The sequence below is a fragment of the Herbidospora cretacea genome, assembly GCF_001570605.1.
Lineage (GTDB): Bacteria > Actinomycetota > Actinomycetes > Streptosporangiales > Streptosporangiaceae > Herbidospora > Herbidospora cretacea.
Window position 1 is genome coordinate 345,073 of sequence record NZ_BBXG01000005.1, and the last position, 22,473, is coordinate 367,545.

A 22,473-nucleotide genomic window follows, 5' to 3' on the forward strand; every position below is an offset into this window, starting at 1 on the left:
GAAGAGTGCCGTTTGCGAATACAGCCTTCAACTGACCTTCACGACATGCGAACGGTCGGCCCTCCAGAGGGTTCGGTCCAACGGGTGAGCAACTCCTCGTCGTGGGTGATGGCGAGGATGCCGGCGCCGGTCTCCTTCCGGTAGGTCTCCAGGCGGGCGACGAGGTGGGCCTGGGTGGAGGCGTCGAGCATGGTGGTCATCTCGTCGCAGATCACGTACCGGGGCTTCAGCGCGAGCGCGCGGGCAACGCAGGCGCGCTGAAGCTGGCCGTCGGAGACCTCGTGAGGGCGGCGGGTCAGCAGTTCGGGGGTGAGGCCCACGTCGTCGGTCAGGTCCTCGACCGGGCGGCCGGTGGCGTGGAAAGGCTCTTCGGCGATCTCGCGCAGGGTGAGCCGGGGGTCGACGGCGAGGCGGGGCTGCTGGAAGATCAGCGCGACCCGGGTGCGCAGGTCGCGGGCGGCCCGGTGGCGCCAGCGGTGGATCTCGGTCCCGTCCATGCTGAGGCTGCCCGCGTCGGGGCGTAGCATCAGGGCGAGCACTCGGGCCAGGGTCGACTTGCCGCAGCCGCTCGGCCCGGCCAGCCCGGTGACGACGCCGGGCACCACTTCCAGGTCGGCACCGCGTAGCACCCGCTGCCTGCCGTAGGCGACGGTGATGCCGTCAGCGCGCAACATGATGCTCCAAGGGGTGATGGCAAGCCACCGGTCCGGCCTTGGGGAGGTCCGAGCAGGCGGCGGTGGATCGGTCGCAGCGGGGCCGGAACGCGCACCCCGAGGGCAGGTCGGTGAGTTCCGGCGGTCGGCCGGAAATAGGGACGAAGCTTCGGGACGGCAGCGCCTCCAGCAGGCCGGCCGCGTAGGGGTGACGTGGTCCGGCGAAGAACTCGGCAGCCGGGGCGTGGGAGACGACGCGGCTGGCGTACATGACCGCGATGTGGTCGGCGACCTGTTCGGCGGCGCGCAGGTCATGGGTGATGAGCAGGACCGCACGGCCATCGTCGGCCAGGCGTCGCAGTTCGGCCATGGTGGCCTCGACGAGCGGCCGGTCCAGGCCGCTGGTCGGCTCGTCGGCGACGATCAGCCACGGGTCGCCCGCGAGGGCGATGGCGTTGACGACGCGCTGGGCCATGCCGCCGGACAGCTGGTGGGGGTAGCGGTCGAGCTGGGCCGGGTCGAGCCCGGCCCGTCCGGCGAGTTCGTCGGCCGAGGCCTGGCTGCCCAGCTCGCGCAGGGCCTCGGTGAGCTGGGCGCGGGCGGTGCGGACCGGTGTGAGGTGGGAGGCCGGACTCTGCGGGACCAGGCCGATCCGGCGCCCGCGCACGGTCCGGGCGAGCACCTTCTCCGGCGCGGCGATCAGGTCGAGCGGCTGCGCGCCTTCGGTCCGCAGCCAGGCCGACCCGGACACGGTCGCATTACCCGGCAGCAGGCCCATCAACGCGTGGGCCATCACCGACTTGCCGCAGCCCGATTCGCCGACCAGGGCCAGGCACTCGCCCTGACGTACCTCGAAGGAGGCCTCACTCACCGCGTGAACGGTCGCGCCGGGGAGGTGGAACCGCACCGAGAGGTCGTGGACGGTCAACGAGGAGGTCAAAGCTGAAGCTCCGATCGCCAGCGCGGGTTGGTGCGGTCGCGCCAGTACTGGACGAGCGCCGAGATCGCCAGGGTGGGGACGAGGATGAACAGGCCGGGGAACAGGGAGGCCCACCAGTCTCCGGCCAGCAGCGACCGCGCCCCGTCGTTGATCATGTTGCCGAGTGAGGCGAGGTGCGGGGGCAGGCCGAGGCCGAGGAAGCTGAGCGCCGTTTCGTGCCAGATGGCGTGCGGGACCATCAGCACCGATGCCAGCGCGATGTGCGGCATCAGGTGGGGTAGGAAGTGCCGCCGGACGACGCGTAGCCGGGTCGATCCGCCGGAGATCGCGGCGTCGACGAACGGCCGGGCGCGCAGCGTGAGCACCTCAGAGCGGACGATCCGGGCGGCGGTCGTCCAGTGGGTGAGCCCGACGGAGACCACCACCGCCGTGGCGCTGGGAGAGAACAGCGCCACGATGAAGATGCCGAACAGCAGGTGGGGTACGGAGTTGAAGCCGTCCACCACCCTCATGATGACCCGGTCGGCGAAGCCACCGAGCATGCCGGCGGCGAGTCCCGCGACAGCGCCGATGGTCATCGACACCAGGGCCGCGACCAGGCCGATCAGCAGGGAGACGCGCAGCCCGTAGATCACCCGGAGCAGCACGTCGCGCCCGACCTCGTCGGTGCCGAAGGGGTGCGCGAACGAGGGTGCCTGGTTGGCCGACCCTAGGTCGACGAGCTGCTGGTCGAGCTGGACCACGAGGGGAACCACCACCACGGCCAGCGCGAGCACGACGAGCACCCCCGCCGCTATGCGCATGGACGTCCGTCGAGACCGGACCTTTCGTTTTGCCGGGAGCGTCGCGGTCATCAGCTCACCCCCAGGACCCGCACACGCGGATCGGCGATCACATAGGCGCTGTCGGCGATCAGGTTGCCGATGACCACGGCGAGCGTGGCCAGCAGAGTGAGCGCCGCCAGCAGCGGGAAGTCCGCGGCGAGTGCGGCCTCTACGGATGCCGACGCCACCCCCGGCCAGGAGAACACCGTCTCGACCAGGATCGCGCCGGTCACCAGCTCGGGGATGCGTGCCCCGACGAGCGTGATGAACGGCAGTAGCGCCGAGCGCAGCGCGTGCCGCACCACCACAGTGCGTTCCCGCAGCCCACGCGCGCGAGCCCCGAGCACGAAGTCCTCCCGAAGCGTCGTGATCAGCGACTCACGCACGAACAGCAGCAACCAGGACGACTGCGAGAACGCCAGCACCGCCACCGGAAGCACCATGTGGTGCAACACGTCACCGAACTCCAGCGTCGTCGCGGCCGGGTCGGTCAGCCCGCCCGGCGGAAGCCACTGCAATTTGACGGCGAAGATCCACATCACGATCAGCGCGGTCCAGAACACCGGCGCGGCCTCGTTGGCGTAGGCGGTGCCGGTGATCGTGCGGTCGAGCCACGAGTCGCGGCGCCAGGCGGCCAGCGCGCCCACGGCGAGGCTGACCACCAGCATGAGCACCAGGGCGCAGCCCGTGGCGAGCAGCGTCCAGCCGAACCTTTCGCCGATCACCTCGATCACGGGCCGGTGCATGCTGCGCGACTCGCCAAGGTCGCCCTGCACCAGGTTGCCAAGCCAGGTGAAGTACTGCTCGGCGACCGGCTTGTCCAGGCCCCAGTTCTCGCGGATCTGGGCCGTGATCTCGGGGCTCGTCGTGAGCGCGCGGACCCCGAGATACTGCTTGACCGGGTCGAACGGTGACGCCTTGGCCAGCGCGAACATGCCCAAGGTGACGGCGAACAGCAGCGGCACGGTGAACGCCAGCCGCCAGAGCGCCATCCGGGCGAGCGCCCGGGTCATGCGACCGGCTTCCACTCGGCGATGTTGCGGAACAGGCCACCGGTCTCGTGCTCGTGCGGCTCGACGGAGGGGGCGATCCCGGTCCACTGGCCGCGCACCACGTAGACGTGCTTGAGGTAGACGAGGTAGGCCCAGGCGGCGTCGTCGCTGATGCGCTGCTGGAAGGCGTCGTAGGTCTGCTTGCGGACGGCGGGGTCGGCCTCCTCGCGGCCCTTGTCGAGCAGCGCATCGACCTCGGGGACCTTGTAGAAGCCCGGGTTGAAGAAACCCTGACCGGCGAGGGTCGAGTGGAACAGCTCATAGTTGGTGTAGTCGGGGTCGTAGGGGGCGCCGTAGCCCATGACCAAGGCGTCCTTGCTCATGCGCGGCTCGATCGCGTCCCAGTCCAGACCGGCGAGCTCAATGTCGATGCCGACCTTCTTGGCGTCGGAGGCCACGGCCAGGCCGAGGTCCTTTCGCAGCGCGTCGCCCGCCGGGTACATCAGGGTGAAGCTCGCCCGGGTGCCGTCCTTGACCCGGACGCCGTCGTCACCGACCTTCCAGCCGGCCTCGTCGAGAACCTTGGTGGCCTGCGCCTGGTCAGGCGCGGGAGACCCGGCGATGGCCGCGTTGTACCAGGTGGTGCCGGGCGCGATCGGGCCATAGGCGGGTTCGCCCGCACCGGCGAGGATGGTGTCGACCATCGCCTGGCGGTCGAGGGCCAGGTTGACCGCCTTGCGGATCGCCAGGTCACCGGTGACCGGCTGGCCGAAGGGGAACATGACGCCCCGATAGTCGGCGCTGTCGACCTTGTGGACCGTCAGGCCCTGCTGGCCGTCGAAGCGCGCGGCGGCCTTGGGCGGCAGCACGGTGGCGTCAAATTCCCCGGCGGCCATCCGGGTGGCGCGTACGTTGTCGTCACCGGCGTAGGCGACCACCAGGTTCTTGATCGCGGGTGCGCCGCCCCAGTACGTCGGGTTGGCCTTCACGACGAGCTTGTCGCCGGGCGTCCAGGACACGAAGCTGTAGGGCCCGGTGCCGACCGGCTTGGTGTTGAACGGCGCGCTCTCCAGGCTCTGCCCGTCGAGCAGCTTCTTCGGCACGATGCCCAGCGTGGCCCGCTGCAGGATCGCGGCGTACGGGTACTTGAGGTGGAACACCACGGTCGAGGCGTCGGGCGCGTCCACCGACTCGATCGCCGCGAAGTCGCCGCGGATGCTGGAGTTGTTCTTCTCGTCCATGACGGCCTGGTAGGTGTAAGCCACGTCCGCGCTGGTCAGCGGGGTTCCGTCGTGGAACTTGACGTCCTTGCGCAATGTGAAGGTGACCGTCTCACCGTCGGTCGCGGGCATCGCGTCCGCCAGCGCGGGCTTGAGCGAGAGATCGGCGTTCCGGCTGAGCAGCCCGTCGAACATGAGCCCACCGCCGTCGACTGCGTAACCCAGAACGGGGTTCAGGGTGGCGGGCTCGGAGGGGATCCCGAGGACGAACGTGTCGTCCGCCGAACCACTCGACGAGGTCTGGGGAACCGTCGGCGCGGAGCAAGCACCGAGGGCCAGCGAGGCAATTAGGACGAGCGGAGCGAGACGGGCGAACCTGACACGAAAGGGCTTCACGGGAGTGAAGGTAAAGCGATCATCTTGTTATTGCAAGTCTGTCGCAAGTACATCAGGTAACAAACAACGCCCAGCCTGGGGTGGCGCCCGGACGGTGAAGGCGGTCACCCCAGCGAGATGAGATCCGGAGCCGGCAAGCAGACAACGCAGCCTTGCCTGACCACATTCAGGCGGCGGAACACTGGTGGCAGCGGCCGAGAAGCAGCTGACCTGCCTGGTTCAGGGTGAACCGCCGTCCGGTCGCCAGGTCGGCGGCGGTGCGGTCCAGGTCGCCGGCGGGGATCTCCAGCAACGTGCCGCAGGGTTGGCAGATGAGGTGATGGTGCGGGGTTATGGCCAGGCCATAGAGCAACTCCCCCGCCCACTCGATGCAGTGCAGCACGCCTGATTCGGTCATCGCCGTGACGTTCCGGTAGACGCTCGACGCGTTGATGGTCGGCCGTACGGCAGCCGCCAGCTGGGCCAGCGTCGACACGCTGTGGTGTGTGTTCGTCCGTTCCAGAATCGTCAGGATGGCCATCCGCGCCCCGGTCCGGCGCAGTCCTCGATCGGCCAGCATCTGGTCGGTCTCGATGCGGTCCACCTCCCTCAGTTGCGATAGATATGCTATTGCGAGCTCTTTGCAACTGGAGGTCGAGATGGACGGCGACGTCCACGGGCGCATCGGTGAACTCGCCTGCGACGAGGTGACCGGCGAGGTGCAGTGCCACCTGTGCGGGCGGTCCTTCCGCGCCCTGGGCAGCCACATCCGGGTCCACGATCTGACTGCCGACGCCTACCGGGAGGCTTTCGGCCTGTTCGCGACCAAGGCACTCACCTCCCAAGAGCTGTCGGAGACCCGCCGTGACCGCCAGCAGCGGCTGTACCGGCGCTCTCCGGCCACCCGTTCCAACCTCGGAACGGGCCAGAAACTGGCCCGATCTGGAGAGCTCAACACTCTGACCAGGCGAGACAGTCCACAACGTCGCACCTCCCAGTTGAGGGAACTGAAAGACGGGCGCGCCACCCGCTCACGCACCACGCAAGAGCGGCTCCGCACCGCGCTCGCCGACGCCGGTTTCCCCGACAGTGCCGCCGGGCTGCGCACGCTGTACGTCGACAGGCAGACCAGCATGGAGAACCTCGCGGCCCTGCTCGGCGTCAGCCGCGTCACCCTGCGCAACGCCCTGCTGGCCGCCGACATCCCGTTGCGCGCCATCGGAGTGAACACCGACACGGGACGACGCTCGCGGATCGCCTCCAACATCGCGCGCGCGGCCGCACTTGTCGGAACCACCGACCTGCACCAATGGCTACACGAGCGCCGCTCGCAAGGGGCGAGTCTCCAGCAGCTCGCGACCGAGCTGAACCGCAGTGTGCCGTGGGTGAAGGACCGGCTCTCGGAGCGGAGTGATCATGAGGGCCGCGCGCGGTCGAGCAGACCGGCCGTACCTCCGGGCTGATGGGTGCCGGCCGCCTCCAGCGAAGACGACGAGAAGGTCGAACGCCACGCTGGTCTGAGAGGGGACGCCGCGTCCGGGCGGGAAAGCAGCCACTCGATCCGGCCCGGACGCGGCGAGTTCTAGGCGCGCGCCGCGTCGAAGCGCGCGATGACGTCGTTCCAGTTGATGAGCGACCAGAGCTTCTCGACGTAGTCAGGCCGGACGTTCTTGTACTGCAGGTAGTAGGCGTGCTCCCAGGCGTCGAACACCAGCAGCGGGGTCGAGCTCATGCCGACGTTGCCGTGGTGGTCGTAGACCTGCTCGACGATCAGACGACGGCCCAGGGGCTCCCACGCCAGCACGCCCCAGCCGGAGCCCTGCACGGTCGCCGTGGCGGTCGTGAGCTGCTTCTGGAAAGCCTCGAAGGAGCCGAAATGTTCGACGATCGAGTCGCCGAGTTCGCCGTCGGGGCGGTCGCCGCCGTCCGGGGAGAGGTTCTGCCAGAAGATCGTGTGCAGGACGTGGCCCGACAGGTTGAACGCGTAGGTCTTCTCCAGGCCGACCAGGCCGCTGAAGTCGCCCTTGTCACGGACTTCGGCGAGCCGGTCGAGCGTGTCGTTGGCGCCCTTCACGTAGGCGGCGTGGTGCTTGCTGTGGTGCAGCTCCAGGATCTCGCCCGTGATCGCCGGCTCCAGCGCCGCGTAGTCGTAGGGCATATCCGGAAGGGTGTACTGGCTCACTTGCCCATCCTCCTTATTGCACATTGATCGCAACAGCAATGAGTACACAATAAGGGACGTGATCTCGGCCCCTGTGATCAGCGTGGTCCCATCCGCATGATCAGCCGTTGGGCGCCATCTGGATGGAGGGCGACGGTCTGCCAGCCGCGCTGCCGGTAGAGGCCGATCGCGGCCTTCGCGCGGGCGTTGGTGATCAGCCAGCGCGGGCCCGGGGCGGGCGAGTTGATCACAGCGTCATGCAGGGCGCCGCCCACACCCCAGCCACGGTGGCCGGGGGTCACACACAGTTCCCGCAGGATGAAGTCGGCGCCGGTCGGCTGATGGAGCAGGGCGGCCAGGGACGAACAGCGGTGGCCGTACCCGAACCCGATCAGCTCCTCCCCGGCGAAGGCGGCGGCAAGGGTGAAGCCGGGCCGGGAGCTGTCGGCCAACAGGCGGGAGGCCACGGTGCGGGCAACCGCGAGAGGCTCGTTCCAGGGCGGCCGGGTGAACACGGCCCCGCCCACGTCGGCGACGGATGGCAGCAGCGACCACAGGTCCGACGACTTCACGTAGGCGATGACTGGGCGATGAGGCTCTGGGTGACCAGCGACCACGTCTTCTCCAGGTGACCGGGCGGGAGGCTTGCGCCTCACTAATGCGAGTCTTTCGCAATAACATAATTCAGGCAACAAGGGGTTGACCCACCCGAGGTGCCGACTTAGGTTGCGAATCGTTCGCACTTGCGAATGAACGGCAAGCAATCTCGAAGGAGGACGGCCCATGGCACATCCCACGTTCGAAGAGCTGGCCGAGTCGAGCGTGTGCATCCGCTCGCACACGCCCGCCGTGGACGAGGCGTTCACCTGGCACGAGGACGACGCCGAGTAGTCCCCCGCGGGAGGCCGAGCTCGCAAGCGGCCTCCCGCACCCCCGGCCACGGAGGATTCGAACGTTGTTACGTCTCACCCCTGGGCACCACCTGCATCCAGGCCCCGACGGGGTGTGGCGGCACCACGCTCCCGACGGCCGGGTGTCCCTCGTACGCGCCCCGGACGAGGTGATGCGCGCTCTGGCCCGAGAGGAACTGCCCGACGACGAGGAGTTGCTCCGCGCCTTCGAGGAGCGCGGGCTGCTGGTCGCGGCGGCTCAGGACGACCCGTCCGGGATCGTGCATCTCGTCGGCGACGGGCCCATCGCGGATCAGGTGGAGAAGCTCCTCAATCCCCAGGTCAAGGTGGTGCGCGGGCCTCTCGGCGGCGCTCCCGACATGGTGGTGGCCTGCGCGGGCTGGTTGCCGGACGCCGAGTGGCTGGCGCTCGACCGGTGGTGCCTGGAGCGGGGCATCCTGTGGCATCGCTGCCACGCGGAGGGGCTGCGGTTCTTCGCGGGGCCGTGCGGGGTGCCCTACGCCGACGTCCGGGCGCGACGGCTGGCCGCCGCCGGGCTACCCGGGGAGCTCGTCGCTCACTGGGCCTATCTGGATTCCGGGGAGACGCCGCCGGTGCCGTGGCCCTCGGCGGGTGGGGTCGCGGTCGTGGCCGGGCTGATCGTCGCCGACGTGCTGGCCGTCTTGTCGGGGCGGACCGTCCCGGCCTGCCAGTACGAGTTCGACCCAGCCAACAACGAGATGATCCACCATCCGGTGCTGTCTTTGGCCGAACCCTCCGGGACCTCTCTCGTCGACCCTCGCCTCGGGGTGATCACGAAGGTGGTGCGTGAGCCGAGTGCCGTGCCGTCGTGTGTGATCTACCGGGCGTTCGTGGCCGACACCCGGACCTTCGCGCCCTGGCCGGCCGATCGGGTCGCCGGAGGCGCGGCGCTCGAGGATCCGGCGCGGGCTCGGGCCGCCGCGATCGGGGAGGCGGTCGAGCGGTACTGCGGGAACGCGCCGCCGCAGGAGACCGTCCGGGCGGCTTATGTCGATCTGCCCGGTGCGGTCGATCCGCTGGAGTTCGCGCTCTACTCCCCCGATCAGTACGCGGCCAAAGGATTTCCCTTCGTTCCGATGACCCGCGAACTGGTGCAGGACTGGTCGCTCGGCCGGGATCTCGGCACTGGGGATTCTGTGTACGTGCCCAGTGCGCTCGTGCTGCTCAACCGCAGGCGGGAGCCGTACACGAACTTTCAGATGAGCGCGGGGATCGCGGCGGGAAAGGGACGCGCGGCGGCCGAGAAGTCGGCGCTGAACGAGCTCTACGAGCGGGACGCGCTGACCACCTGGTGGATGCGCGGCGGCCCGGCCGGAGAGGTCAGGCTCGACGGACCCGACGAGCTGGTCGGTGCGGTCGCCGCCGCGAAGGCCACGGGGCTCTCGGTCACGCTGCTCCGGATTCCCTCCGACTACGGGCGCGTCGTGGTCGGCGCGTTCGTCGAGGACGCCTTCCAGCGCATCGTCGGGTTCGGCGCAGCGTGCCGGGCGACGGCGGGTGAGGCGGCGGCGAAGGCGTTCACCGAGGCCTGCGTGTCCTACACCAACAGCATCGGGCTGCTCGACCCGGCGACCTACGAGACCGCCGATCACCCCTACCGGCCCTTTCGGAAGGACTGCGCCTACCGCGACGACTTCCGCGCCGACTGGCACGACCTCACAGACCTGGAGCTGAACCTGCAGCTCTACCTCGACCCACGCATGCAGGGCGAGAACCTCGACCGGCTCCGGCATCCGATGCAGATCACCTTGCCTGAACCGCTGCCCGAACCCCGTGCGATCTCCGTCGACCTGACCACGCCGGACATCCTCGGCACCGGTCTGCGGGTGGTGCGGGTGCTCGTTCCTGGCCTGTACGGCAACGCCCCGGCAGCCTTTCCTCTGCTCGGCGGCACCCGGCTGAGGCCGGTCGTCCTCGATCCTCTCCCTCTCGCCTAGGAGCTGTGACATGCGTGTGGGCCTGGCCCTCGGCTACCACGGAGAACCGATCTCGGAGCTGCTGCCCCTGGTCGAGCACGCCGACCGCATCGGCGTCGACTCGGTGTGGAGCGTCGAGGAGTACGGCGCGGACGGGGTGACGATCCTCGCCTACCTGGCCGCGAAGACCGAGAACATCAAGCTCGGCACCGGCATCCTCCAGCTCGCCGGGCGCACCCCGGCCAACACCGCGATGACCGCGCTGACGCTCGACATCCTGTCGGAGGGCCGCCTGCTGCTCGGGCTGGGTGTGTCGGTGCCGTGGATCGTCGAGGGCTGGCACGGTTCGGAGTTCGGCAAGCCGGTCAAGCGGATGCGCGAGTACGTCGAGATCCTGCGCAAGGCCGTCGCCTGCGACGAGCGGGTGTCCTTCGAGGGCGAGTACTACCGCCTGCCCTTCTCCGACAGGTCCCGGCCGGTCAAGGCGCTGCTCGACCCTGTCCGGACCGTCATCCCCACCTACGTCGCCGGGATCGGGCCCGGCATGACCCGGCTGGCCGGGGAGGTCGCCGACGGGTGGCTGCCCGGTTTCTACTCCCCGGAGCGGGAGAAGGTCATGACCGCTCCGCTGGACGAGGGTCTCGGGCGGTCGGGCCGATCCGCGATCGACATCACCGTCATCACCCACGGTGCCATCACGAATGACGTGGCCAAGGCGCGGGACGAGCTGCGCCCTCTCTATGCCGCCTACATCGGCCCGGACATCCCGGGCGTCCGCAACACGTACTACGAGCTCGCCTGCGGGCTCGGGTTCGAGAAAGAAGCACATGTGATCCGCAAACACCACCGCGAGAAGAGGCGGGCCGAGGCCGTCGCCGCCGTCCCGGACCAGTTACTCGACGAGGTCGCCCTGCTCGGGCCGGCCGAGCGCATCCGTGACCGGGTGGCGGCCTGGAAGGAGTCGCGGGTGACCACGCTCGCGCTCATCACCCGCGACAAGGCCCTGCTCGACGTCGTGTGCGAGGCCGCGGCGTGAGACGGCTCCTCGTTCTGGCCCTCCTGCTGACCGCGTGCGGGCAGACCACCCCGGCCGCCGCACCGGTCGAGCAGAAGGCCATCACGGTGCAGAACTGCGGACGGACGCTGACCTTCGACCAGCCACCAGCCAAGGTCGTTACCGGCTATCAGCCCTCGCTGGAAACCCTGCTCGCCCTCGGCCTCCAGGACAAGATCGTCGGGCGGACCGCGTTCGAGGAGAACGGCCCTGACGGCTTCCTGCCTGGCCAGAAGGCCTTCTATGACGCCATTCCGCAGATCTCCGAGACGATCATGCTGCCGCAGAAGGAGGTCATGCTCGCCCAGGGCGCCGACTTCGTCATCGACAACGGGCAGAGCAGCTTCGACCCCGCCGGGGGCTACGCGACCGTCGACGAGCTCCAGACCGCCGGGGCGCCGGTGTTCGTGCTGGGGAACTGGTGCAGCCCCGAGGAGACGCTGAAGTCGACCGTCGAGCAGACCTTCATCGACCTGCGGAATCTCGGGATCGTCTTCGGCGTCCAGGACCGGGCCGAGAAGCTGATCGCCGACCTCCAGGCCCAGCTCGCCGATGTCGAGAAGCGGGTGGCGGGGCGGCCGAAGGTGAAGGTCCTGGCCACCGACGGCGGCACCGGGCCTGTCACCGCCTACGGCGGCGCGGGCCTGATGAACCAGATGATCGCGAAGGCCGGCGGCGAGAACGTCCTGGCCGCCACCCAGGCCGACTATTCCGAGTTCAGCGTCGAGCAGGTCGCCGCCGCGAACCCGGAGGCACTGTTGGTGATCGACTATGTGGTGTACGACGGCAAGGCGGCCCCCACGGCGGACAAGAAAGCCGCCGACGTGCTCGGGGTGGCGAAGAACAGCCCGGCAGCGACCGAGAAGCGCGTGTTGCCGATCCCCGCAGCGGCGGCGCATCCGGGGTACCGGAACATCCTGGCCATCGTCGAGATGGCCAAGTTCCTGCACCCAGACGCTTTCGTCTGATGAAACCGATCATCGACAGGCCGACAAACGACGAGGCCGCCTTATGACGGTGGCGCAGAAGGCGGCGAGCCAGCGCGTCTCCGTCTTCCGACGCAGGTCGACGTTCGGTCTGGTCCTCGGCCTGCTGGCCGCAGCCGTCGTGTTCTCCACCTGGCTGGCCGTCAGTATCGGCGCGGTTCAGGTCGGGCTGGCCGAGTGCTGGGGCATCGTCGCCAACCGGCTGTTCCCCGGGTCGGTCACCCCGTTCTGGACCCCGGTCCAGGAGCAGATCGTCTGGGACTTCCGGCTCCCCCGCGCGCTGCTGGCACTCCTGGTCGGGGCCGGGCTGTCGGTGGTCGGCGCGGTCCTCCAGGCGCTCGTGCGCAACCCGCTCGCCGACCCGTTCCTGCTCGGCATCTCCTCGGGCGCCTCGCTCGGCGCGGTGGCGGTGTTCGTGCTCGGGGCGTCCGCCCTAGGCGGGCTGTCGTTGTCGGCCGCCGCGTTCGGCGGGGCGCTGCTGGCGCTTGTTCTCGTGTACGTGCTGGCGCAACGCGGCGGCAGGCTCATCCCGTCGCGGCTGGTCCTGGCGGGGGTCGCGCTGCACTTCCTGTTCCAGGCGATCTATTCGTACATCCTCCAGCAGGCCCAGAGCGGCCGGGCCGCCCAGCAGGTGCTGTTCTGGCTGCTCGGATCGCTCGGCGGCGCGCGGTGGGAGATGCTCCCGATCCCGGCGATCGTGCTGGGTGCCGGCGTCGCCTACCTCCTGGTCCAGCACCGGCCCCTCAACGCCCTGGCCGCCGGGGAGGACACCGCGACCTCGCTCGGCGTGAATGTGGGCGCCTTCCGGCTCCAGATGTTCGTGCTGACCTCGCTGCCCGTCGGCGTAATGGTCGCCACCAGCGGGGCCATCGCCTTCGTCGGCCTGATGGTGCCGCACGCCGCCCGGCTGCTCGTCGGGGCCGACCACCGCCGGGTGTTGCCGGTGTCGGCCCTGCTGGGAGCGGCGTTCCTCCAGCTCGTGGACATCGCGGCTCGGACTGTGGACGCGCCGCAGGAGCTCGCGCTGACCATCGTCACCGCCGTCTTCGGCGCGCCGTTCTTTCTGTGGCTGCTGCGGAGGCGGGCATGAGGCTGGTCCTGGACGGAGTGGCCGTCACCATCGACGGCACGCCGATCGTGCGCGAGGCCGACCTCATCGTCGAGCCGGGGAGTTTCGCGGCCTTGGTCGGCCCCAACGGCTGCGGGAAGTCGACGCTCCTGCGGACGATCTACCGGGCACTACGCCCGGCGGCCGGACTCATCTCGCTCAACGACGAGGACCTCCGCAAGCTCAAGCACCGCGAGACCGCCCGCCGGATCGCGGTCGTCGCCCAGGAGTACCCCGCCGAACTCGACTTCACCGTCGAGGACGTCGTGCTCATGGGCCGCACCCCCCACAAACGCCCGCTCTCCCGCACCACCGGCGAGGACCTGCAACGCTGCGCCGAGGCGCTCGAACGGGTCTCGGCGACCGGCCTGGCGCGCAGGTCCTTCGTCACCCTGTCCGGCGGCGAGAAACAGCGGGTCCTGATCGCCCGCGCCCTCGCTCAGGAGAGCAGCCTGCTGCTGCTCGACGAGCCGACCAACCATCTCGACATCCGCCATCAGCTCGACGTCCTGCACCTGGTCCGCGACCTGGGCCTGACCACGCTCGCCGCGCTGCACGACCTCAACCACGCCCTGGAGTTCGCCGACCGGATCTACGTCATGGACACCGGCCGCGTCGTCGCCGACGAGCTCACCCCCGAGGTCATCGCGCGGGTCTTCGGCGTGCGCGCGGTGTCTCGCACCCAGTACGTCTTCGAACGGCTCAAGGAGGAGACATGATCGCGCGGCTGCTGTCCCCGGCGGTGCGCCTCAGGCTGGCCGCGCTGGTGGCGATCCTGCTGACCATCACGGCCACCTACGTGTTCCAGGGCGTGCTGATCGCCCACTCCCTGGCGGCGATCTTCGCCGGAGACGGCTTCCTGTGGCCGGTCATCGGGATCGCTCTCCTTCAGGTGGTGCGAAGCTGCGCACTAGCCGTGCGGGAGACGGCTTCGCTACGGACATCCGGGCTGGTCAAGGCCGAGCTCCGGGAACGCCTGGTGGCCAAGCTGCTGGTCCTCGGGCCTGGGTGGGCTCAGCGAGGTCGTACCGGAGCAACACAGACCTCGCTCGTCGATGGCATCGAGACCGCCGACGCCTTCGTGGGCCGGTTCCTGCCGCAGGTGATCGCGGCGATCATCGGCGCGGTCGCGGTGACGGCGTACCTGTTCACCCTCGACATCGTCGTCGGGCTGGTGGTGCTGGGCTGCTCGATCCTGCTGCCGGTGCTGCCGCTGGTGTCCGAGACGGTGCTGCGCAGCCGCAACAAGGCGTGGTTCACCGCCTACAAGGCCCTGTACTCCGAGAACCTCGACGCCCTCCAGGGCATGGTGACCCTGAAGGCGTTCAACGCCAGCCGCCGCCGGGGAACCGAACTCGCCACCCTGGCCGAGAAGTTCTGCACCGACTCCATCCGGCTCATGGCCGTGGTCGTCCTGTACGTCGGCGGTGTCGCCTTCGTCATCGCGACCGGCACCGCCGTGGCCATCGGGGTAGGCGCCTACCGGCTGACGGCCGGAGAGATCACGGTCACCGAACTGCTGCTCATCCTGATGCTGACCGCCGAGTGCTTCCGCCCGCTGCGCGACCTGGAGGCGGCCTACCACTCCAGCTACAACGCCATCCCGTCGCTGCGCGGAGTGCTGGAGGTGCTCGACGAACCCGTACAGGAAGCGGGAACCGACTCCGTCACCGGCCCCGCGCGGGTGACCTTCACCGACGTCACCTTCACCTATCGAGACCGCACCAGGCCCGCCCTAAGCGACTTCTCACTTGACGTCGCCCCGGGCGAACGGGTGGCGCTGGTCGGCAGATCGGGGGCCGGCAAGACCACGGTCGCCGCGCTGCTGCTGCGCTTCTTCGACACCAGCCAGGGGCGCATCTCCGTGAACGGCGTCGACATCCGTGATCTGCCGCTCGACCAGTTGCGCTCACTGGTGGCCGTGGTCTCCCAGGACACCTACCTCTTCCACGGCACCGTCCGGCACAACCTGGCCCTCGGCCGCCCCGACGCCACCGACGCGGAGATCACCGAAGCCGCCACCGCCGCCCAAGCCCACGAGTTCATCACCGCCCTCCCTCAGGGCTACGACACGATCGTCGGCGAACGCGGCCTGAAGCTGTCAGGTGGGGAACGCCAACGCATCGCCATCGCCCGCGCCCTGCTGAAAGACGCCCCGATCCTCGTGCTCGACGAGGCCACCTCCAGCGTCGACGCCGCCAACGAGGCCGCCATCCAGCTAGCGCTCGACACCCTGACCGGCGGCCGGACGACGCTGATGATCGCCCACCGCCTGTCGACCGTGCGGAACGCCGACCGCGTGATCGTGATGTCCCAAGGCGAGGTGGTCGAGTCGGGCCACCACGACGACCTGCTCACCCAACGTGGTGCTTACGCCCGCTTGGTGGCCGCACAGGAAGGAGCAGCCCGATGACCAGGTTCCTGACTTTGATCGGCCGACACCGCACCCTGCTGATCTTCGCCATCCTGAGCGGCATCGCCCACCACCTGGTCGTCCTGGCCTCGGCCGGAACCGGCGCGTGGGTGGTCAGCCGAGCCATCACCGGCCAGGAGTTCACCGGCGGCCTGATCCTGCTCGGCGTGCTGCTGCCCTTCGTGGGGATCACGCCGTGGCTGGAGTCCTACCTCGCCCACATGGCCGCCTTCCGGGTTCTCGCCGACATCCGAGGCAGGGTCTACGCCGCCTTCGAGCGATTGGCCCCCGGCTACCTGCTCGAACGCCGCTCCGGCGACCTCGGCGCGGCGGCCATCTCCGACGTCGAGCAGTTGGAGCTGTGGTTCGCCCACACGCTCAGCCCTCTGGTCAGCGCCGCGACCGTCCCGGTGGCCGCGCTGACCGCGCTCGGCACCTTCGACCCGACCCTCGCGGTGGCGCTGGCGCCCGCGTTGCTGTTGCTCGCGACGGTCCCGTCATGGCTGCGCCGCAAGGCCGAAGCCCAGGGCGTGGAACTGCGCGCCCAGATCGGCGAACTCAACGCCGAAGCCGTCGACACCCTCCAGGGCCTGCGCGAACTGGTCACCTTCGGCTCGACCCCCCGCTTCGACGTCCTGGAGAAGAAGCTCCTGGGGGCCAAGCTCGCCCACGCCCGCCGCTCCGGCCTCGAACACGGCGTCACCAACGCCCTGACCGTCTTCGGCCTGCTCGCGGTGCTGGTCACCGCCGCGCTCCTGGTCAGCGGGGGCTCCCTGGACCCGGCGCTGTTCCCGGTCGCGGTGGTCCTGGCCGCGACCACGTTCGCCCCGGTCATCGCGGTCACCGACGTGGCCCGCGACATCAACCAGGTGGTTGCCGCCGGTCGGCGCATCATGACGATCCTGGACACCGAACCCCCGGTCCGCGACCGCGTCACCGAATTCTCCGAGGCCGTCACTCCGAGGGTGGTCTTCGACCAGGTCCGTTTCCGGTACGCCCCCGCGCTCCCCGACGCCGTCACCGACGCCACCTTCGACGTCGAGCCGGGCGAGACCGTCGCCCTGGTCGGCCACTCGGGGGCCGGCAAGTCGACCTGCGCCAGCCTGCTCATGCGCTTCTGGGACGTCACCGACGGCGCGATCACCATCGGCGGCCACGACATCCGTGACCTCCCGCAAGACGACCTGCGCAAGCTGATCACCCTGGTCCCGCAGGACGTCTACCTGTTCAACATCCCCCTGAAGGACAACATCCGCCTGGGCCGCCCCGAGGCCACCGACGCCGAAGTCGTCGCCGCGGCGAAGGCGGCCCTGGCCGACGAGTTCATCTCAGGCCTGCCCGACGGCTACGACACGGTCCCCGGCGAACTCGGCGCCCGGTTGTCGGGAGGCCAGCGTCAGCGCATCGCCATCGCCCGCGCCCTGCTCAAGGACGCCCCGATCCTCATCATGGACGAGGCCGTCTCCAACCTCGACGCCGAGAGCGAGCAGGAGGTCACCCAGGCGACGACCCAGGTCAGAGCGGGTCGAACCACGTTGGTCATCGCCCACCGCCTGTCCACGATCCGCACCGCCGACCGCGTGGTCATGCTGGGAGGCGGCAGGGTGATCGCCACCGGCACCCACGACGGCCTGCTCGCCGACAGCTCCGACTATCGGAGCCTGCTGGCCAGTCAGGTGGCGGGCGTGGACTGACGGGCGCGGTGGCGGCGGACCGCGTCGCGGTTGGCACACGGCTGGGAGCAGTACCGCTGCCGCGCGGTCCGTGAGGTGTCGGCGAAGATCTGGCCGCAGCCTTCCCTGGCGCACCGGCCGAGCCGGTCCATCCCCCGGTTCACGAGATGCAGGGCGGTTCCCACGGAGATCAGCGCGAACAGGACCGCACCGAGCGGCTGCCGGTCGTCGCGATAGTGGATGTGCCAGCCGTGGGCGTGGTCGGTGAGCCGAGGGTAGGCGGCCGATCGGGCCAGCATGTCGTTGAGCAACTCGGCCTTCTCCCGCTCGTCGGCGGCGTCAACGACTTTCGTCCAGGTGTCGATGACTTCGCGGGTGCGGTCGAGGTCAGCGGCTTCGACGGGCCGTTCCAGCACCAGACCGGCCGCGCGGCACCGTTCGGCGAGTTCGTCGGCGCTGGCCGGTGGGTGATTCGCCAGCTCCACGGCGAAGTTCACCACGTCCGCGCCGTAAGGGTTGAGGTGCACAAGCTCATTACATCAGCCTGTACGTCATGGTACGAGCAGCAACAGAACATGACATTCCGGAACTCGTCCGCCTCCGTGCCCTGCTCTTCGACGACCTCGGCGGCGACTTCTTTAACCCCGCGAACCCCGCCGACGAGTGGCGCGAGGCGCTCGTCCGGGTCTTCAAACAGAAGCTCACCGAACCCGACTGCCTGATCCTGGTCGTGGACGGCGACACCGGCCTGGCCGCCTGCGGCATCGGCACGATCGAGCAGTGGTTCCCCGGCCCCCACTCCCGCAACGGCCGGATCGGCCACGTCATCGGCATGGTCACCGACCCCACATACCGACGTCGCGGACACAACCGGGCGATCATGCTCGGCCTGCTCGACTGGTTCCGCGACCGCGACGCCGTACGCGTCGACCTGACCGCCTCCCTCGAGGCCGAACCGCTGTACCGGCAGCTCGGCTTCTCCGATCACCCCGATCCGCTGCTGTGCTGGAAGCCGTGACGCGGTACCGCTGGGTCGTCCTCGGTGTCGCGACCTTCACCCAGGCGGCGGCCGCCTTCTTCGTGCAGGGGATCGGCGCGATGAGCGTCCACCTGCAACGAGACCTCGGGATCAACACCACTCAACTCGGCCTGCTGCTGTCGGCGGCCCAGTTGCTGCCGTTGGCCGGTCTGGTGGTGGCGGGGCGACTGCTCGACCGCCACGACGAACGCTGGGTCGTCGGCATTGGCGCCCTCGTCGTCGCCCTCGCGCTGGCCGCCGGAAGCGCGGCCCCCGGATACGTCTCCCTGCTCGTCGTCCTGCTCATCGTGGGCGCCGGATACAGCACCATCCAACCGGGCGGCAGCAAGTCCGTCGCGTCGTGGTTCGACGCCTCCCAGCGCGGGCTGGCGATGGGGATCCGGCAGGCCGGGCTGCCGCTCGGGGGCGTCGTGGCCGCGTTCACGCTCCCCGCCCTCGCCGACGCCTTCGGCTGGCGGTCGACCCTCGTCGCCGGCGCGGTCGTCGCGCTCGCGGGCGCCCTCGCTTTCATGACCTTCTACCGCCGCCCGGCCCACTCTGTGCAGACCGTGTCCCGCGTCCGGCTGGAGCTGCTCCGCGAGACGTACATGAAGAAGATCATCTTGTCCGGTACGGCCATGGTGTCGGTCCACAGCGGCGTGGGCGTCCTCACCGTGCTCTACCTGCACGAGGTGACGGCCATGACCCCCGCTTCGGCCGCACTTGTCTACGTGGCGGTGCAGTGCGCGGGCGCGCTCGGCCGGATCGTCCTGGCGGCGTGGAGCGACCAGCACCGGTCCGGCCGCTACGCCTGCGTCCTGGCCTGTCTGGTCGCCGTGATCGTCGGCATGATCGCCCTGACGTCTCCGGTCGGCCACTCCCCCGTCGCGGCCTGCCTGGTATTCGTGTGGCTCGGCTTCTTCGGGATCGGCTGGTACGGCCCGTGGATCGCCTACGCCGCCGAATCGGCACCGCCCGGCCACACCGGCTTCGCCCTCGGCCTGGCGATGGCGATCAACCAGGTCGCCGTCATCCTGGCGCCGACCGTCCTCGGCCTGCTGACCGACCTGACCGGCGGCTTCACCGCCGCCTGGGTCCTGCTCGCGGCACTCACCGCCGTCACCTTGATGCTGACGTCCCACGCCGACGGGTCACATGAGCGGCCAGCGCTCCCAGCACGGTGAAGGCTCCCAGCGCCACAGCCACCTGGACGTTGGTCGCGCCGTCGGCACCGACGGCCGGAGGTGCCGACGGATTGAGTGCCGGGTCCAGGACGGCGGCGGTGGCGATCAGCCGGGGCGCGGGCTCCTCGGACGCGTCTTCGACGCCGATCCACTCGTATCCCTTGCCACCGGCGCATCGCTGGGTGGTCGGGAAGAGCAGCGGCGCGCCGACCTTCCCCGACAGCCGCGCCGTCAGCGTGAAGGCTGCCTTGGTGCCGTCGGCGACCCCCGGGCCGGTCCATTCGACCGTGTTCCCCTTCACCGCGCCGCGCCAGCCGCCGGGCTGACCGGCCGACAGCACCGTAGAACCGTCCGGCACCCGGACGACGAGCGCCTCGGTGGGCGCGCCGTCGCATCCGTGGTCGAAGGAGAAGGTCAGCGTGACCGACCCGTCCCCGTTGGGCTGCGCGGACTCCAGCAGCACGTGAGCCAGTGCCGGTGCGGCCGGCAGCAGCGCCAAGACGACCGCCGTCAGTCCCACCGCTACGAACCGAAGGGACCTCATGGGATCACCACCTTCTGGGAGATGACCGGGCTCTCGAACTCCGACAGCCGCACGACCAGCGTCACCGTCCACGTCCCGTCGAGCGGGAAGTCGACCGTCGCCTCGTAGGTGCCCTTGCCCGTCGTGGACAGCGGCTTCTTGAACGGCCCCAGTTCGTAGGCGGGCAGCCGTACCGACAACTCCGGCGTCTCATGCGGCACCAGAGGCACGCCCTTGGCGTCCACCAGGGAGAGCTGGAGCGAGTTGACCCCCCGCCTGCCGGGACTGATCACCATGGTGGCCTTGCCGTCGCCGACGGCCGCGGTGAGCGTCTTGGGCCCGGCCGAAGGAGCCGGCGCCGCCGCCACGGACGCAGGGGCGGCTTCGTCTCGCGGCGTCTGCGAGACCAGCACGCCGGTGACGGCCACCACCACAGCCAGACCCGCCGCCTCGATCCCGACCGTGCGGCGCAGCGCGTCCAAGGTGGTCCGCCTGCTCGCGCCGGAAAGCACGGAGGGGACGAGCCGGTAGCGGTTCCAGGCGGCGACGCCGATGACGGCGAGCACCAGTACGAGTTTGATCAGGACGAGCCGACCGTAGGTGGTCGTCCACAGGCCGTCCACGCTGTCGGCGATCCGCCACCACAGCAGGACCGCGCTCGCGCCGAGCCCGGCGACCAGCCACAGCGCCGCGCCCGAGAAGCGACTGACCGCCGAGGCGACCTCCGACACCCGGTGGTCGGGGTCGGGCAGGAACAGCATGCACAGTCCCAGCAGCCCGCCGAACCACAACGCCGCCGTGGCCACGTGCAGCAGGTCCGCGGCGAGCACCAGCCAGCCCGGCCCGTACACCCTGGTGTGGCCGACCACGGCGAGGGAGCCCAGGGCCAGCGCCATTCCGGCAGCGGCCACGACCGGCAGCTCACGGCGCACCGCGGCCAAGGCGATCACCGTGCCGACGATCAGCAGAACCGCAGCAGTGGCGGGCGCCGTCGACAGCGCTGCAGGCCACAGCAGGCCGGAGAACAGGTCACCGACGCCCGCTCCGTCCTGCCAGAGCTTCACCAACGGCACCAACGCGACGGCGCCGAGCACCGAAGCGGCGGCCAGCGCGTCACGGACACGCCTGACCTTCCGGGCAAAGGTCGCGGACCTGCGCACGCTCGGCTCGGCGATGAACAGGCCGAAGGCGGTGAGGCCCGCGAATCCGAGCATCCCGCCATACCGGAGCACCTCGGCGCCGATCCGGAGGAGGTTCACCTCGCGGTTGGCGACGACGTCGGGGACGGCGACGGTACTCGCGCTCGGCTTGCCGACGGAGAAGCTGATCCCGCCGCCGACCGGGTGGGTGTCGGCGGAGACGACCCGCCAGCTGACGATGTACGTGCCCTCGGCGAGAGTCGACGCCGGGGTGTAGACCACGGTGTCGTTCACCGACCGGACGTCGGCCGGCACAGGACGCCCGGCCGAGTCGAGCAGCACGTTCCCCTTCGGCGCGAGGCTGACCGCCTCGTTGAAGGTGGCCGTGATCGTGCGCGGCGCCTGGGCGAGCACTTGGCCGTCGGCCGGGTCGGTGCTCTTCAGTACGGCGTGGGCGTCGGCCGTCCCCGGCAGGAGGAGAACCAGGACGACGGCCAGGAGCAGGACGGCCCAGGTGGGCGTGGCCGAGAGCCGCACCCACCCGGGCGTCCGGTGGACCGGACGGATCAAGAGGTCTTCCTGCTCCGCACCAGCGCGGTCACGCCCGCCGCCGCTCCGATCGCACCCAGCACCAGGCCGAGCCAGCCGACCACACCCGAGCCGCCCGAGTCGGAGGACGCCGCCGAGTCGGCGGAGACCTGCGAGGGGGCGATCACCGGGGCGGCCGACGGCGCCGTGCTTTCCGTCGGCACGGCCGTGGGGGCAGCGCCCTCGGCGGCGGTCAGCACGATGAAGGGAGCAGGGTGCTCCGGCTCGTCCGCGCCTTCCTCGGTGACCTCGGTCCAGGGCGTCTCGCCCTTCTCGCACTTCTGGATCGCCGGGAAGACGAGCTTGGCGCCCACTTCCTCGGGGAGCTTCAGCGACAGTTCGAACGCGTCCCGGAAGCCTTCGGGCAGCGGGTCCTTGGCGGTGTAGACGACCTGGTCGACCCGCTCGGTGTACTGGCCACCGTGACCGTTGTCCACGGGGGTGTCGAGCTTCTCCATCTTCTTCTCGACGTCCCAGCCCTGGTTGATCGTCGGGGTGACCGCGATGATCTGTTCGGGCATCGAGATGGCGACCGAGGTCGTGCCCGACCCGTCACAACCGTGCGGGACGGAGACGGTCAGCACGGTGTAGCTACCGGCCACGGTGGTCGTGGCACTGACGGTGACGTGGGCCGACGCCGCGCCCGCGCCGAACAGGACCAGCCCGAGGGCGGCCGTGCCGACGGCGGCGGTGCGCAGGGTGTGACGCAGGGCAGAACGCATGGGGGGTTTCTCCTCAGAAAACAGATCATGGCCGAACCATCGGGTCCGGTCC

Annotated in this window: 22 protein-coding genes; 10 read left to right on the forward strand and 12 right to left on the reverse strand. The window is 69.8% G+C overall.

Going from position 1 to position 22,473, the window contains the following annotated elements; all coding sequences use genetic code 11:
* Positions 1-38: 38 nt before the first annotated feature.
* The 6 genes from AW270_RS12585 to AW270_RS12610 all read right to left on the reverse strand — a co-directional run bounded on the left by AW270_RS12585 (position 39) and on the right by AW270_RS12610 (position 5,608).
* On the reverse strand, positions 39-674 hold the full coding sequence (locus AW270_RS12585) for an ABC transporter ATP-binding protein (RefSeq protein ID WP_061294129.1): 636 nt from the start codon (positions 672-674) through the stop codon (positions 39-41).
* On the reverse strand, positions 661-1,593 hold the full coding sequence (locus AW270_RS12590) for an ABC transporter ATP-binding protein (protein WP_157521899.1): 933 nt from the start codon (positions 1,591-1,593) through the stop codon (positions 661-663). Before AW270_RS12590 ends, AW270_RS12585 begins: the two co-directional genes overlap by 14 nt.
* Positions 1,590-2,396: an ABC transporter permease gene (locus AW270_RS12595; RefSeq protein ID WP_245674682.1), complete on the reverse strand. Its 807-nt coding sequence runs from the start codon at positions 2,394-2,396 to the stop codon at positions 1,590-1,592. The genes AW270_RS12590 and AW270_RS12595 overlap by 4 nt, the downstream gene beginning before the upstream one ends.
* A gap of 50 nt (positions 2,397-2,446) precedes the next feature.
* Entirely contained in the window at positions 2,447-3,445 is a 999-nt protein-coding gene (locus AW270_RS12600) for an ABC transporter permease (RefSeq protein WP_245674683.1), read from the reverse strand.
* Positions 3,427-5,025 carry an ABC transporter substrate-binding protein gene (locus tag AW270_RS12605; protein WP_061294135.1) on the reverse strand — a complete coding sequence of 533 codons (1,599 nt, stop codon included), beginning with the start codon at positions 5,023-5,025 and terminating at the stop codon, positions 3,427-3,429. The genes AW270_RS12600 and AW270_RS12605 overlap by 19 nt, the downstream gene beginning before the upstream one ends.
* Before the next feature lie 166 nt (positions 5,026-5,191).
* On the reverse strand, positions 5,192-5,608 hold the full coding sequence (locus tag AW270_RS12610) for a Fur family transcriptional regulator (RefSeq protein ID WP_061294138.1): 417 nt from the start codon (positions 5,606-5,608) through the stop codon (positions 5,192-5,194).
* A 55-nt stretch (positions 5,609-5,663) separates the two neighbouring features.
* On the opposite strand from AW270_RS12610, the gene AW270_RS12615 reads away from it, so the two are divergent.
* Complete coding sequence (locus AW270_RS12615) at positions 5,664-6,467, forward strand: MucR family transcriptional regulator (protein ID WP_061294140.1); 804 nt, start codon at positions 5,664-5,666, stop codon at positions 6,465-6,467.
* A gap of 119 nt (positions 6,468-6,586) precedes the next feature.
* Here AW270_RS12615 and AW270_RS12620 read toward each other — a convergent pair whose 3' ends face one another.
* Both AW270_RS12620 and AW270_RS39515 read right to left on the reverse strand, forming a co-directional pair.
* The gene (locus AW270_RS12620) at positions 6,587-7,210 is read right to left on the reverse strand and encodes a superoxide dismutase (protein ID WP_218009202.1); all 624 of its coding nucleotides are present in this window, start codon (positions 7,208-7,210) and stop codon (positions 6,587-6,589) included.
* A gap of 53 nt (positions 7,211-7,263) precedes the next feature.
* Positions 7,264-7,737 carry a GNAT family N-acetyltransferase gene (locus tag AW270_RS39515; protein ID WP_061294143.1) on the reverse strand — a complete coding sequence of 158 codons (474 nt, stop codon included), beginning with the start codon at positions 7,735-7,737 and terminating at the stop codon, positions 7,264-7,266.
* A gap of 383 nt (positions 7,738-8,120) precedes the next feature.
* Between AW270_RS39515 and AW270_RS12630 the strand changes: the two genes are divergently transcribed.
* The 7 genes from AW270_RS12630 to AW270_RS12660 are packed head-to-tail and all read left to right on the forward strand — an operon-like array spanning position 8,121 to position 17,268.
* On the forward strand, positions 8,121-10,034 hold the full coding sequence (locus AW270_RS12630; protein WP_157521905.1) for a YcaO-like family protein: 1,914 nt from the start codon (positions 8,121-8,123) through the stop codon (positions 10,032-10,034).
* A gap of 10 nt (positions 10,035-10,044) precedes the next feature.
* Positions 10,045-11,049: an LLM class flavin-dependent oxidoreductase gene (locus AW270_RS12635; protein WP_061294150.1), complete on the forward strand. Its 1,005-nt coding sequence runs from the start codon at positions 10,045-10,047 to the stop codon at positions 11,047-11,049.
* Complete coding sequence (locus AW270_RS12640; RefSeq protein WP_169807304.1) at positions 11,046-12,035, forward strand: ABC transporter substrate-binding protein; 990 nt, start codon at positions 11,046-11,048, stop codon at positions 12,033-12,035. The genes AW270_RS12635 and AW270_RS12640 overlap by 4 nt, the downstream gene beginning before the upstream one ends.
* A 43-nt stretch (positions 12,036-12,078) precedes the next feature.
* Positions 12,079-13,143, forward strand: coding sequence for a FecCD family ABC transporter permease (locus AW270_RS12645; protein ID WP_061294154.1), 1,065 nt, complete (start codon positions 12,079-12,081; stop codon positions 13,141-13,143).
* Positions 13,140-13,880: an ABC transporter ATP-binding protein gene (locus AW270_RS12650; RefSeq protein WP_061294157.1), complete on the forward strand. Its 741-nt coding sequence runs from the start codon at positions 13,140-13,142 to the stop codon at positions 13,878-13,880. The genes AW270_RS12645 and AW270_RS12650 overlap by 4 nt, the downstream gene beginning before the upstream one ends.
* Positions 13,877-15,574, forward strand: coding sequence for an ABC transporter ATP-binding protein/permease (locus AW270_RS12655; RefSeq protein WP_061294159.1), 1,698 nt, complete (start codon positions 13,877-13,879; stop codon positions 15,572-15,574). Before AW270_RS12650 ends, AW270_RS12655 begins: the two co-directional genes overlap by 4 nt.
* Complete coding sequence (locus AW270_RS12660; RefSeq protein ID WP_061294161.1) at positions 15,571-17,268, forward strand: ABC transporter ATP-binding protein; 1,698 nt, start codon at positions 15,571-15,573, stop codon at positions 17,266-17,268. Before AW270_RS12655 ends, AW270_RS12660 begins: the two co-directional genes overlap by 4 nt.
* Here the strand turns inward: AW270_RS12660 and AW270_RS12665 are convergent.
* Positions 17,247-17,774 (reverse strand): CGNR zinc finger domain-containing protein, encoded by a 528-nt coding sequence (locus tag AW270_RS12665; RefSeq protein ID WP_061294163.1) that lies wholly within the window; start codon positions 17,772-17,774, stop codon positions 17,247-17,249. The genes AW270_RS12660 and AW270_RS12665 overlap by 22 nt on opposite strands.
* Positions 17,775-17,800: 26 nt before the next feature.
* Here AW270_RS12665 and AW270_RS12670 point away from each other — a divergent pair, with 26 nt between their 5' ends.
* On the forward strand, positions 17,801-18,265 hold the full coding sequence (locus AW270_RS12670) for a GNAT family N-acetyltransferase (RefSeq protein ID WP_061294165.1): 465 nt from the start codon (positions 17,801-17,803) through the stop codon (positions 18,263-18,265).
* Positions 18,262-19,449, forward strand: coding sequence for an MFS transporter (locus AW270_RS12675; protein WP_169807292.1), 1,188 nt, complete (start codon positions 18,262-18,264; stop codon positions 19,447-19,449). The genes AW270_RS12670 and AW270_RS12675 overlap by 4 nt, the downstream gene beginning before the upstream one ends.
* Here AW270_RS12675 and AW270_RS12680 read toward each other — a convergent pair.
* From AW270_RS12680 to AW270_RS12690, 3 genes are read right to left on the reverse strand one after another with little or no spacing between them, the layout of a single operon-like run.
* Positions 19,385-19,993 (reverse strand): DUF1775 domain-containing protein, encoded by a 609-nt coding sequence (locus AW270_RS12680; protein ID WP_082801507.1) that lies wholly within the window; start codon positions 19,991-19,993, stop codon positions 19,385-19,387. The two genes, AW270_RS12675 and AW270_RS12680, sit on opposite strands and share 65 nt — an antisense overlap.
* Positions 19,990-21,681, reverse strand: a complete 1,692-nt coding sequence (locus AW270_RS12685) for a copper resistance protein CopC (protein ID WP_061294171.1) — start codon at positions 21,679-21,681, stop codon at positions 19,990-19,992. The genes AW270_RS12680 and AW270_RS12685 overlap by 4 nt, the downstream gene beginning before the upstream one ends.
* The gene (locus AW270_RS12690) at positions 21,678-22,421 is read right to left on the reverse strand and encodes a YcnI family copper-binding membrane protein (protein ID WP_061294173.1); all 744 of its coding nucleotides are present in this window, start codon (positions 22,419-22,421) and stop codon (positions 21,678-21,680) included. Before AW270_RS12690 ends, AW270_RS12685 begins: the two co-directional genes overlap by 4 nt.
* Between the last annotated feature and the right edge of the window lie 52 nt (positions 22,422-22,473).